Origin of the sequence: Pseudomonas sp. UBA1879 (assembly GCF_002338065.1) — a bacterium.
GTDB lineage: Bacteria > Pseudomonadota > Gammaproteobacteria > Pseudomonadales > Pseudomonadaceae > Aquipseudomonas.
In genome coordinates this window covers 25036-37156 of sequence record NZ_DDHJ01000019.1, presented here as the reverse complement: position 1 = coordinate 37156, position 12121 = coordinate 25036, and the positions used below count along the sequence as shown (strand labels likewise).

Below are 12121 nucleotides of genomic sequence, written 5' to 3'. Positions count from 1 at the left end.
TCCTCGGTGCACAAGCAGTGTTCAATGGACGCCGATTTTAGAGCGTATACAGATGGGGTAAAGTCATTACCTATCTCGCAGACTGATAGGTTGGTGTGTCGTGGAGTGGAGCCTCGAACAGATACGTGTGTTCGTCAGCGTAGCCGAACAGCGCTCGTTTTCGGCCGTGGCGCGGGAATCGCGACGTGCGCAGTCCGCAGTGAGCAGCGCCATCGCCCTGCTCGAAGCTGATCTTGGGGTGAGTCTTTTTGATCGCAGCAGCGGTCGTCAGCCTCGTCTGACCGAAGCGGGCAGCGCGTTGCTGGAAGAAGCGCGCGAGCTGCTGCGCCAATGCGACCGCCTCGATGGCCGGGCGATGGCCTTGATGCGTGGGCAGGAGGCGCGCCTGCGATTGGCCCTCGACGAAGCCATGCCCTATCAGCCGGTACTCGACAGCCTGGAAGCGCTGGACGAACGCTTCCCCAGCGTGGAAGTGCAGTTGGCCAGCGGTGCCCAAGGCGATGTGGCGCGCAAATTACTGGAACGGCGGGCGGATCTCGGGTTGCTGTTTCACCATGAGCAAATGCCGGAAGCACTTGAACGTCGCGTGTTGGGCAGCGTGGAAATGGTCACCGTTTGCGCGACCAATCACCCCTTGGCGAGTGAGCCGCACATCACCCGGCAGAAACTGGCGCGCCATCGTCAATTGCTGATCACCCCGGCGCAAAGCGGCTATCCCGGCGGTGAACAGATCAGCCCGCAGGTCTGGCGTGCCGACAGTTTTTATGCCATGGCTGAACTGCTGATGCGCGGTCTCGGATGGGCTTGGCTGCCGCGCCATGTGGTGCAATACCCGGCATATCAACATCAAATGCTCGAACTCAGCAGCGAGTGGACGCCTCCCGCGTTGGTGGTGGAAATTGTCTGGCGTCGCGACGAGCCGTTAGGGCCAGCCGCGCGCTGGCTCGCCGAATGCTTCACTCATCATTTGAAAGCCATTGGCTGATACACTTCGCGCCCATGAATAGAACGCTCTACACACTCCTGTTTCACCTCGGTCTGCCCTTCATCGCGCTGCGCCTGTGGCTGAGGGCGCGCAAGGCCCCGGCATATGCGCAACGCATTGACGAGCGGTTCGCCCGAGGACTGCCGCCGATGCAGAAGGGCGGAATTTGGGTCCACGCGGTATCCGTGGGGGAAAGCATCGCTGCCGCGCCGATGATTCGCGCCTTGCTGACGCATTACCCGCAGTTGCCGATCACCATTACCTGCATGACCCCGACCGGCTCCGAGCGCATTCAGTCGATGTTCGTCAACGAGCCTCGTATTCAGCATTGCTACCTGCCCTACGATTTTCCGTGGGCATCCGGGCGTTTTCTTGATCATATTCAGCCGAAGATTGGCGTCATCATGGAAACCGAGTTGTGGCCCAACCACATTCATCAATGCGCGAAACGGGGCATTCCGACGGTATTGGCGAACGCGAGGCTGTCGGAGCGTTCGGCGCGGGGCTACGGAAAATTCGCCAAGCTGACCCGCCCAATGCTCGCTGAGATGAGCTTGATCGCTGTGCAGACCGAAACGGAAGCCCAGCGTTTTCGTGACCTCGGCGCTCGCCCGGAGTGCGTGACGGTGACTGGCTCGATCAAATTCGACCTGACCATCGACCCGCAGTTACTCGAGCGCGCGGTGCAGCAGCGGATGGAGTGGCAGACCACGGATCGCCCCGTGTGGATCGCCGCCAGCACCCACGCCGGAGAGGATGAAGTGGTGTTGGCGGCCCATCGCGAGGTGCTGAAAACCTGGTCCGACGCGTTGCTGATCCTGGTGCCGCGCCACCCCGAGCGCTTCAACAGCGTGTTCGAACTGAGCCAGCAGCAAGGTTTTGCCAGCGTCCGGCGTTCGACGTCCGCCCCCGTCACCCCCTCAACAGAAGTGTTGGTCGGCGACACCATGGGCGAGCTGCTGTTTCTCTATGCGCTGGCTGACATCGCCTTCGTCGGCGGCAGTCTCGTGCCCAACGGCGGCCACAACCTGCTGGAGCCTGCGGCGTTGGACAAACCCGTGCTCAGCGGCCCGCACCTGTTCAACTTCCTCGAAATCGCCGCGATGCTGCGCAACGCCGGGGCGTTGGACGAGGTGAGCGATGCAGCGGGCTTGGCGACAGCAGTGAAGCGATTGATCGAGCGGCCTGAGCAGGCGAAAGCCATGGCCGATGCCGGGTTGGCGGTGATGAAGGCCAATCAGGGGGCTTTGCAAAGGTTGCTGGATGGGATCGCCAGATGGCTGCACTGATCCGCTTTTGATTCTGGCCGAAGGCTGTGGGAGCCAACAAACTGGCTCCCACAGGGCTAAGTATTACCAAGTGGAAAAGATGCGCGGGCCGCCAAGTTACCGTTCTGAAGGCCTTTCAAAATTCTTCGCCGCCTCTTTCGCCAGGTCCGGCGGGAGGAAGTCTTTGTCGGGGTTGTAGTCAGGTTTCAGGAAGCGCGACAGGTCTTGTAAATCCCCCGGACTCAAGGTGCCCGCTGCCTGTTTCAACCGCAGGTTGTCGAGGATGTAGTCGTAGCGGGTGTTGTTGTAATCGCGCACCGAGGCATACAGCTGACGCTGCGCATCCAGCACGTCGACGATGTTGCGGGTTCCCACCTGATAGCCGATTTCCGTGGCTTCCAACGCGCTCTGGTTGGAAATGATCGACTGTTTGCGTGCCTGAACCTGCTCAACGTCGGTGTTGACGGCGCGATGCAGGTTGCGCGTGTTTTCCACCACCTGACGGCGCAGGCCTTCGCGTTGCTGCTCGGTCTGGCCGAGGCGGGCATAGGCTTCGCGCACTTGCGAGCTGGTCAGGCCGCCGCTGTAGATCGGGATATTCACTTGCAGGCCGATGGTGCGTTGCTCGACGCTGCCGTGAAAACTCTGGCCGGTGTAGTTCGGGTTGGTGAAGCCCAACGGGTCGTTGTCGCCTTTTTCGTATTGCGCGACGGCATCGACGGTTGGCGCGTGACCGGCCTTGCGTTGGCGCAGGGTCTCTTCGGCAGCGCTGACGGCGTAATTGCTGGCCAGCAGATTGAGGTTCTGCTGCGAAGCGGTATCGACCCAGGATTTCGCGTCGTTCGGCGTCGGCGCCAGGATCGGCAGCGTGTGAACGATGCCTTCAATGGCGTTGTACTCGCGGTTGGTCAGGGTTACCAGTGCCTGAAACGCATCGTCCACCTGACGCTTGGCGACGATCCGCGCAGCGCGGGCGGTGTCGTAACTGGCTTGGGCTTGCAGCACATCGGTCTTGTCCGACAGGCCCACGTCAAAGCGCTCATTGGCCTGGTCCAGCTGGCGTTTGAATGCGGCCTCTTCAGCTTTGGTCGAGGCCAGGTTGTCCTGAGCGCGCAGGACGGTGAAGTAATCCTCGGCGCTCTGCAGAATCAGGTTTTGCTCGGTGGCTGAGAGCTGCAACAAGGCCTGTTCATTAACGTCCTTCGCAGCTTTGAGCTGGAACCAGCGGTCCGCACGGAAAATCGGCTGGCTCAAGGTGGCGCGATACACCGTGCCGCTGCGGTTGATCACGGCCGATGGCTGGTCGATCTTGGTGCGGGTGTCGTTCACGTCGGCGCCCCCCGAAATGTTCGGCAACAGGCCGGCGCGGGCCTGGGGCACGATTTCTTTCTGTGCGTCATAGCTGGCGCGGGCTGCAGCCAGGTCGGCGTTATTGTTCACCGCTTCCTGATAGACACTGACCAGACCGGTTTTGGTCGGCAGGGGCAAGTCGGCTGCCCCGGCCATTGCATTCGAAGCACACGACACGGCAATGGCCAGTGAAAAGTTGCGCAGCATAAACATTCCCTAGAAGTGATTGGCGCCGGTTCAGTACAGAGGGCTTTGGCGCCGCGTAGCGAGTGTAGTTCCGTGGCTTCGCCACAACAATCGGGTAAATCCGCCATTTAACGAGCGTTTGAATTCACCGCTTGGCGTTCGCGGGGTGGGGCGTCTAGACTGACGCCGTTCTTGTCGGGGTGCCTTGATATGAGGCTGAGATCGGATAATCCGGATCCCGTTGAACCTGATCAGGTTAGCGCCTGCGTAGGGAACAAGATTTCTCGTCTCCCGGCGAGTCCTCTTGAGTGTCGTCCGGGGTCGTCTTTGTTCGTTTTTTGAACAGTCCTCGTTTTTCGATTCTCAGCATCCGTGTCATTTCAGGGTGCATCCGTCCGTTCGAATCAGGCTCACGCTCCGACAAATCAATCCGCCGCTGGATGATGTCTGGAGAGCCTGTGATGAGTACAACACTAAAAAACGCCAATCTGAGTGAATCCGCCCAAGTCGATTCGGGGTCGGTGCAGCCGTTCACCCGCTCGCAGAAAATCTACGTTCAGGGCTCGCGTCCGGACATCCGCGTGCCAATGCGTGAAATCAGCCTCGATGTGACGCCGACTGACTTCGGTGGCGAGATCAACGCGCCAGTTTGTGTCTACGACACCTCAGGTCCGTACACAGACCCCAACGTCATCATCGATGTGCGCAAAGGCTTGGGCGACGTGCGCTCGGCCTGGATCAACGACCGTGCCGACACCGAACGCCTCGATGGCCTGAGTTCCTCCTTCGGTCAACAGCGCCTGGCCGATGCCGAGCTGACCAAACTGCGCTTTGCCCACGTGCGCAACCCGCGCCGTGCCAAGGCCGGCGCCAACGTCAGTCAAATGCACTACGCGCGCAAGGGCATCATTACCGCCGAGATGGAATACGTCGCCATCCGCGAAAACATGAAGCTGCAAGAAGCCCGCGCCGCTGGCCTGTTGAAGCAGCAACACGCCGGCCACAGCTTTGGCGCGAGCATTCCCAAAGAGATCACCCCCGAGTTCGTGCGCGATGAAATCGCCCGTGGCCGCGCGATCATTCCAGCCAACATCAACCACGTCGAACTGGAGCCGATGATCATTGGCCGCAACTTCCTCGTGAAGATCAACGGCAACATCGGCAACAGCGCGCTGGGTTCGTCCATCGAAGAAGAAGTGGCAAAACTGACATGGGGCATTCGCTGGGGGTCGGACACCGTGATGGACCTGTCCACCGGCAAGCACATTCACGAAACCCGCGAGTGGATCATCCGTAACTCGCCCGTGCCGATCGGGACGGTGCCGATTTATCAGGCGTTGGAGAAAGTGAACGGCGTCGCCGAAGACCTGACCTGGGAGCTGTTCCGCGACACGTTGATCGAGCAGGCGGAGCAGGGCGTCGATTACTTCACCATTCACGCGGGCGTGTTGTTGCGCTACGTGCCGCTGACTGCCAAACGCGTGACCGGCATCGTTTCCCGTGGCGGTTCGATCATGGCTAAGTGGTGCCTGGCGCATCACCAGGAAAACTTCCTCTACACCCACTTCGATGACATCTGCGAAATCATGAAGGCCTACGACGTCAGCTTCTCGCTGGGCGATGGCCTGCGTCCGGGTTCGATTGCCGACGCTAACGATGAAGCGCAATTCGGCGAGCTGGAAACCCTCGGCGAGTTGACCAAGATCGCCTGGAAGCACGACGTGCAGTGCATGATCGAAGGCCCCGGCCACGTGCCGATGCAACTGATCAAAGAGAACATGGACAAGCAGCTGGAATGCTGCGACGAGGCGCCGTTCTACACCCTCGGCCCGCTGACCACCGATATTGCGCCGGGTTACGATCACATCACTTCGGGCATTGGCGCGGCGATGATCGGCTGGTTCGGCTGCGCGATGCTGTGCTACGTCACGCCGAAGGAACACTTGGGGCTGCCAAACAAAGACGACGTGAAGACCGGGATCATTACCTACAAGATCGCCGCCCACGCTGCCGACCTCGCGAAAGGCCATCCCGGCGCGCAGATCCGCGACAACGCCTTGAGCAAGGCGCGCTTCGAATTCCGCTGGGAAGACCAGTTCAACCTCGGACTGGACCCGGACACCGCGCGTTCGTATCACGACGAAACCCTGCCGAAAGACTCGGCCAAGGTCGCGCATTTCTGCTCCATGTGCGGGCCGAAATTCTGCTCGATGAAAATCACCCAGGAAGTGCGCGAGTACGCGGCCAACCAGAAAATCGAAGCAGTGGACGTGTCGGTGGCCGAAGGCATGCGCGAACAGGCCGAGCGGTTCAAACAGGAAGGCAGTCAGTTGTACAAAAAGGTCTGACACCCCTCGACCTTCTGTAGGAGCGCGCTTGCCCGCGATAGCGTTGCGTCAGCCACCGTTGATGTGTCTGACCCGACGCTATCGCGGGCAAGCGCGCTCCTACAGGGCGGGCTGTGTACGAATCCCATGAAAAATGCTTCTTTGAGATCACACACTGTGAACACACCCAGCACCTATTCTCCCGACATCCCCGTTCCCGCCAGCAAGCGGGTCTTCGGCGGGCGTGATTTGTTTTCCCTGTGGTTCTCCCTCGGCATCGGCTTGATGGTCCTGCAAACCGGCGCGTTGCTGGCGCCGGGGTTAGGCATGTCCGGCTCAATGCTGGCGATCTTTCTCGGCACGCTGGTCGGCGTTTTGCTGCTGGCGGCCGTGGGCGTGATCGGCAGCGACACCGGGCTGTCGTCGATGGCCGCACTCAAGCTCAGCCTCGGCACTAAAGGCGCAGCGGTGCCTGCAATTCTGAACCTGCTGCAACTGGTGGGCTGGGGTTCGTTTGAAATCATCGTCATGCGCGATGCTGCCAGCCTGCTCGGCGCCGGAGCGTTTTCCGAGTCCAGCCTGTGGGCCAATCCATTGCTCTGGACCCTGATCTTCGGCGCGCTCGCCATCTTGCTCGCGGTCAGCGGCCCGTTGACCTTCGTGCGCCAGATCCTGCGCAAATGGGGCATCTGGCTGTTGCTGGCGGCGTGTGTCTGGCTGACCTGGAACCTGTTTGTCAAAGCCGATCTGGCCGCCCTCTGGTCGCGAGCGGGCGACGGCTCGCTGCCGTTTGCCGTGGGCTTTGATATCGCCATCGCTATGCCGCTGTCGTGGCTGCCGCTGATCGCCGACTATTCGCGCTTCGGCAAACGCGCCACCGGCGTTTTCGGAGGCACAGCGCTGGGCTTCTTCTTCGGCAACTTTTGGTTGATGACCCTCGGCGTCGCGTACACCCTGGCGTTCGCACCGAGCGGGGAAGCCAACGCGTTGCTGCTGGCGCTGGCCGGAGCGGGGATGGGCATTCCGTTGCTGCTGATCCTGCTTGATGAGTCGGAAAACGCCTTCGCGGACATTCACTCGGCCGCTGTTTCAAGCGGGATTCTATTGAAAGCCAAAGTCGAGCATCTGGCGCTGGCCATCGGTGTGATCTGCACGTTGATCGCCTGCTTCGCGCCATTGGCGCAATACCAGAATTTCCTGCTGCTGATCGGCTCCGTGTTCGCGCCGCTGTTCGGCGTGGTACTGATGGACCACTTCATCCTGCGTCGTCGCAGCCATGGCGTTGCGACAACAGGATTGCGCTGGATGACGTTGCTGGCCTGGCTGGGGGGGATTGCGACCTACCATCTGTTGGCGAATCTTTATCCGAATTTCGGTGCGACGTTGCCGGCGCTGGTGGTTGCAGGTGTGCTGCAGTGGGTGTTGTCGCATATCCAAGGCCACCCGCAGCCAGCTATTTCGCCTAGCTAAAGCATTGCGCGGCTACCGCATAGTTGATTGAAGAGAAGAACAGTGTCGCCTCTCGCCCCGTAGAGGCGACATACGGTCAAAGCGAATCTAGATCTGGAAAGCCCCAGTCTCTCAAAGGTGATAGCTGAGAGAGGAAGGTGAGGTGTTCAATTGTTTTGATTTTTTCAAAGTTTTTTAGATCTACACTTCCGCCTAGCGCTAAGGCTGGAATGAGTCCATACATCTCATCGGCTTCCAACCGACCGAGTTTCGCCAGAAGCGACCCGAAGCTTTCGCAGAAGTCGTTATGGTCCTTCTGCATAAAGGAAAAGAAAGATTGTACTCCGATGTTTGAATGCTCCCCAGTCAGTTTGGAAGTGCGCAGCGAATAGCGAGAGGTAAGGCTGGATACAGTTAGGCAGTGCCCTTTCTCTTCACCCCATATGTAAAGGTCCCCGAACGCGCTGCGAGCGATCACATGGAGTCGATCATTCGCAAGTACGGGGATGGCAGTAACCCAAGCATTGATAATCTCATCATATTCTTGAGGGTTGACGGTCCAAAATACTCCATCCGCATACCCACACCATCCGTACTTTTCCCAATACTTCAGAAGCTGGTTGGGAAGTCTACTTGCATAGCGTATAAGAGTAGAGTCCGGAACCTCCCTACGGGCGAATCCCGGCCCAAATTCTTCAGTGAAAGTTTTGTAGTGTTCGTCCACGGTCTACTCCTCATTTGCAACGTTCAAATGAAGCGTTCAATTTAGTGCTGCGGCGTTGGCGAGGGTGAACCTCGTTTGCAGCTGCATCCAGTGAAGATATCCGGTTTTTCTACTGTGATCCTATGCTTGCATTCACGCTTCTGCCTCTAAAATCACCTATAGAGTTCCTTCCTCCCGCTACAAGGTCAGGATTATGCAGAGCGACAAGTGTACTCATTTTTTCGAAAGCTATTCTTGCAGCTAGTGCTTTGGCTTTTGACGGAGGTGTGCCGCTCAAGATTAATTCGTCATATATATTGTTTTCCATCTGACTCTTCATTTTTTTTGTGCGATTCTCGCTACATTTGGATCCCTCACCTTATCCCCAGTCTTGAACGCCTCCCGCCCCCCGCAGATATTCATCCACCGTGAGATTGTTGAGCCCTTTCTCCTGTCCATCTAATTGCCTATATGTAGGAAGTTTCTTCAATTGTTGCGTCTGGTGATCGAATTTATATCGCGGAAAAAGAAAGCCCCTTGCAGCGGTTTTGCCGAAAGGGGCTTGGTCGACGAGTGGGGATGTCAGCTGCGGCCAAGAAACAGCTCAGGCTTGATGATCCCGTTAAGCTGCGGATAAGGAATCTTCAGATCGATGCGCAGATCAAAGCGAGCCAAGGTCCGGGAATCCCCAATCCGTCAGCGGCGTGAGCTGGGACAGAAAAGTGAGGTGCTCAATGGTTTTGACCTTCTGCAGATGCTTCAGATCCGCCGGGCCGCCGAGTGCCAGGGCAGGTACGAAGCCGTACATTTCATCGGGTTGTAGAGGACCTAGTGTTTTAAGTGCGCTGTTGAACATATCGTCAAAATCGGAGCCCTCACGACTCTTTGATATGAAAAATGACTGAACGCTTATGTCCAGTTTATCGGCGGGCATTTGATTCTCTGCGCCTAGAGTGTATCGCGCATATTTAGAGTTTATGCTTAAACGATTTCCGGTGCTTTCTTGCCAGAGGTACAAATTTCCAAATGCGCTTCTGGCGATGACATGAAATGAAGTGGCATGCTCGATACCCGAATCCATCGCCCATGCCTGGATAAACGGGGAAAACTCGCTGGGATCTACTGTCCAGAAAATCCCATCCCCATAACCTGTCCAGCCATAGTTTTCCCAATGTGAAAGCAACAGAGGTGGGAACGTATTCTTATATTTTTCAATCGAGGATTTGGGAACCTCTCTCCGGCAATACAGCGCGCCCATATCCTCAAAAAAACACTCATAGTAATCTTCCGTCTGATCACTCATCGACATCTCTCCAGTCTTGCATTTAATTGTGTGCTGGCTCGGGTTGACACGTCGGTATTTTTTGCAGCGTCGTCCAAAGCACTTATTCGGTTCGGCCATTGAGCGCCTATGCTTCAGTTGACTCTCCGATCCCCAAAGCCTGAAATTACGTCTTTTCCACCTGCAAACAGATCGTGATTGTGAAGTGCGGCCAGTGTGGCCATTTTTTCTTTGGCTAGACGTCTGGCTTCGATTTTGGCTTGAGTCGGTAAACTACCCTTCATCATCAGTTCGCCCGTAATTCTATCCGTGAGCTCGTTCGAAAAATCCTTACGTGCATCTTTTGCGACTTTCGGATCTCTCACCTTACTCCCCGCCGTATACGCCCTTCGCCCGCGCAGATACTAGTCTAGATCGCCGGAGTCGCTGGCAGTGCGACTCTGGTCGGCTGTTAGTTAAACGTCCATTGACGCGATCTGCCGTAGCGGCTCCAGCTGTGAAAGAAACAAAAGATGTTCAACTGTCGTCACTTTGTCCAGTGACTTGGCTTGAGCTACACCGCCCAGTGCCAATGCGGGAACGAATGCATACATTTCGTCGTTTCTCAACCGCCCCAAGCGATCCATAGCGCACTGGAAAAGTTCTTGAGGATCACAATGATCAACGTCCAGGATTGCAAAAAAAGAGCGGATGCACATGTCTTTCGATAGGCCTGAGGTCATGTAGGAGAAAAGCGCCCAACAAGCGTCAATGGTTAGAATACGTTCGGTTCTTTCTCCCCATAGGTGCAACCCGCCGAATGCGTTCCTTGCAATTACATGGTATGTGTCCTTGGCGATAGCGGGATTTTGGTCAACCCATTCCTTAACGATTGGCTCGTAATCCTGAGGGTTGACGATCCAGAACAAGCCATCAGCATAACCTCCCCATCCATATTCTTCCCAATAAACCAACAGTTGATTGGGAAGCTTTTCTCGATAGCGGGCAATGCTCGATGCGGGTGCTTCGTCACGATGAAAAGGTGGTCCAAATTTCGTCAGGAAAATCTTGAAGAAGTCATCCATTTAAATTTTTCCGCAGCGAATGAGTTTTACGGATAGCAGGGTATTTTTTCTTGCGCTTTCGGGTATGGCTTTCACAGCGATGTCGAGTCCACCTATCCGACTTCGCCATTGTGGACCAATGCTGGCATTGATCTTCTTATCGCCAAAGTCGCCAATGAAATCTTTGCCCCCCGCGATCAGGTCGGGATTATGCAAAGCCGCCAAAGTGGACATTTTTCTAACCGCTTTGTCGCTGGCCATTCTTTCCGCCTCATTGGGAGGGTGATTTTTTGCAAGAAAATCTGCAAAATAATCGTTTTTGAACTTAATGAGCGTTAGGTTACGTGCACTCTTAGCCACCTTCGGATCCCTAACCACATCGCCAGCCTTAAACGCCTCCCGCCCTCGCAAATACTCATCCACTGTCAGGTCGTTCAACCCGCGTTCCTGTCCGCCCAATTGCCGGTCGAACTCCGGGATTTTGCTGTAGTGCAGATTATCTGCGCTGAAGCATGGCACTTTATGCTCCGGCATGCCCATCGGTTTTTTGTGTGCGATCTGTTCGCTCTTCGGGTGTGCGGGTGGCGAATCCTTGGGGGCGTGGGAGCCGCTAGGTTGAGTCGGGCGTTTAAGGTCCGGATGCCTTTTCAGCGTATCTTCATGCTTGATCATCCATTGCGCCAGACGCTGGCCTTTGCTACTGGCGCGCATTTCGCTGGCAAGTTTGCCGATGCTTCCGCGGCCTCGGGTCAGGTAGTCGACGATGGCGCTGAGCAGCAGCACCACGACTTCGACGTGACCCCGGGCGAAGTGATGGGACGCACTTTCGACCACCAGCAGTTCGTTTGCGCCGAAGGGATTCAGGCCGTCGTCGCCCTGTGTGCCGTTCCACACCACTTGGATGCCAGTGAAATAGTGTTCGAGGATCGCGGGCAACCCATCGACGAAGTAGTCGGCAATCGACGCCAGGCCCAGTACGGTCAATATCCAGCTGCTGGCTTGCAGTCCCGCTGCCATGCCGGTAAAAGCGCCCGGCACAATGCCGACACCGCCTGCCAAGGCGCCTGCACTGGCGCCGATGACGCCTCCAGTCAGTACGCTGCCAGCCACGATCAACGCCATCTGGCCAACGACGCCCAACAGTTCCTGCACGACCTCTCTGATATCAATGTCAGCGAAACGCTGCTTCAATAAATGGGCGGCTTCGATCTCAGCGCGGTAGAACGCTGTACGAATATGATCCACACGACGTATCACTGTACTGATCGACGGCAGATGTTCATTGAAGTAACTACGAAACTCGCCCAGGCCTGTACTTCTGATTTCGCGAACGAGCCGCTCCTCGATTTCAAACCAAGAGGGCAGGACAATCCCTTGAAGCATCCCCGTCTCCCTGACAGTGGTGTAAAACTTTCAGGGGAAATTAACGGCGGTTTATCAACGGCTCAATATACAAAGCGTTTAATAAATGGTGCATTGTGGGGTTGTTCGCTATTTAGAACTTTATTATGTCGGAGCTATATTATTT

At 56.7% G+C, this 12121-nt stretch carries 11 protein-coding genes, 1 pseudogene and 1 riboswitch; of the genes and pseudogenes, 4 read left to right on the top strand and 8 right to left on the bottom strand.

Annotated features, from left to right (window positions below; all coding sequences use genetic code 11):
- Positions 1-100: 100 nt before the first annotated feature.
- Positions 101-985: a LysR family transcriptional regulator gene (locus B3N48_RS22970; protein WP_296187628.1), complete on the top strand. Its 885-nt coding sequence runs from the start codon at positions 101-103 to the stop codon at positions 983-985.
- A gap of 14 nt (positions 986-999) precedes the next feature.
- Positions 1000-2274, top strand: a complete 1275-nt coding sequence (gene waaA / locus B3N48_RS22965) for a lipid IV(A) 3-deoxy-D-manno-octulosonic acid transferase (RefSeq protein ID WP_296187627.1) — start codon at positions 1000-1002, stop codon at positions 2272-2274.
- Between the two features lie 96 nt (positions 2275-2370).
- Here waaA and B3N48_RS22960 read toward each other — a convergent pair whose 3' ends face one another.
- Positions 2371-3810: a TolC family outer membrane protein gene (locus B3N48_RS22960; protein WP_296187626.1), complete on the bottom strand. Its 1440-nt coding sequence runs from the start codon at positions 3808-3810 to the stop codon at positions 2371-2373.
- Between the two features lie 165 nt (positions 3811-3975).
- Positions 3976-4080: riboswitch (TPP riboswitch) on the top strand.
- Positions 4081-4250: 170 nt separating this feature from the next.
- Here B3N48_RS22960 and thiC point away from each other — a divergent pair.
- Entirely contained in the window at positions 4251-6137 is a 1887-nt protein-coding gene (thiC, locus tag B3N48_RS22955) for a phosphomethylpyrimidine synthase ThiC (protein ID WP_296187625.1), read from the top strand.
- Between the two features lie 156 nt (positions 6138-6293).
- Positions 6294-7586 carry a putative hydroxymethylpyrimidine transporter CytX gene (gene cytX / locus B3N48_RS22950; protein ID WP_296187624.1) on the top strand — a complete coding sequence of 431 codons (1293 nt, stop codon included), beginning with the start codon at positions 6294-6296 and terminating at the stop codon, positions 7584-7586.
- 76 nt (positions 7587-7662) lie between these two features.
- Here cytX and B3N48_RS22945 read toward each other — a convergent pair whose 3' ends face one another.
- From B3N48_RS22945 to B3N48_RS22920, 7 genes and pseudogenes are all read right to left on the bottom strand, one after another.
- Complete coding sequence (locus B3N48_RS22945) at positions 7663-8289, bottom strand: GAD-like domain-containing protein (protein ID WP_296187622.1); 627 nt, start codon at positions 8287-8289, stop codon at positions 7663-7665.
- Between the two features lie 109 nt (positions 8290-8398).
- Positions 8399-8608, bottom strand: coding sequence for a polymorphic toxin type 15 domain-containing protein (locus B3N48_RS27000; protein WP_414704276.1), 210 nt, complete (start codon positions 8606-8608; stop codon positions 8399-8401).
- Positions 8609-8850: 242 nt separating this feature from the next.
- Positions 8851-8946, bottom strand: a pseudogene (locus B3N48_RS22940) (DUF3298 domain-containing protein); the annotation flags it as partial.
- Positions 8930-9571, bottom strand: a complete 642-nt coding sequence (locus tag B3N48_RS22935) for a GAD-like domain-containing protein (RefSeq protein ID WP_296187620.1) — start codon at positions 9569-9571, stop codon at positions 8930-8932. The gene B3N48_RS22935 and the pseudogene B3N48_RS22940, both read right to left, overlap by 17 nt.
- 113 nt (positions 9572-9684) lie before the next feature.
- A complete protein-coding gene (locus tag B3N48_RS26995; RefSeq protein WP_414704275.1) occupies positions 9685-9915 on the bottom strand; it encodes a polymorphic toxin type 15 domain-containing protein in 231 nt (76 codons plus the stop codon).
- A 90-nt stretch (positions 9916-10005) separates the two neighbouring features.
- Positions 10006-10614, bottom strand: a complete 609-nt coding sequence (locus B3N48_RS22925; protein ID WP_296187619.1) for a GAD-like domain-containing protein — start codon at positions 10612-10614, stop codon at positions 10006-10008.
- The gene (locus B3N48_RS22920) at positions 10615-11976 is read right to left on the bottom strand and encodes a DUF6861 domain-containing protein (RefSeq protein ID WP_296187618.1); all 1362 of its coding nucleotides are present in this window, start codon (positions 11974-11976) and stop codon (positions 10615-10617) included.
- Positions 11977-12121 lie beyond the last annotated feature (145 nt).

Coding starts and splice junctions, on each gene's coding strand:
- waaA (WP_296187627.1), top strand. CDS start 1,000: ATGAATAGAACGCTCTACACACTCCTGTTTCACCTCGGTCTGCCCTTC.
- B3N48_RS22960 (WP_296187626.1), bottom strand. CDS start 3,810: ATGCTGCGCAACTTTTCACTGGCCATTGCCGTGTCGTGTGCTTCGAAT.
- thiC (WP_296187625.1), top strand. CDS start 4,251: ATGAGTACAACACTAAAAAACGCCAATCTGAGTGAATCCGCCCAAGTC.
- B3N48_RS27000 (WP_414704276.1), bottom strand. CDS start 8,608: ATGAAGAGTCAGATGGAAAACAATATATATGACGAATTAATCTTGAGC.
- B3N48_RS22935 (WP_296187620.1), bottom strand. CDS start 9,571: ATGAGTGATCAGACGGAAGATTACTATGAGTGTTTTTTTGAGGATATG.
- B3N48_RS22925 (WP_296187619.1), bottom strand. CDS start 10,614: ATGGATGACTTCTTCAAGATTTTCCTGACGAAATTTGGACCACCTTTT.
- B3N48_RS22920 (WP_296187618.1), bottom strand. CDS start 11,976: ATGCTTCAAGGGATTGTCCTGCCCTCTTGGTTTGAAATCGAGGAGCGG.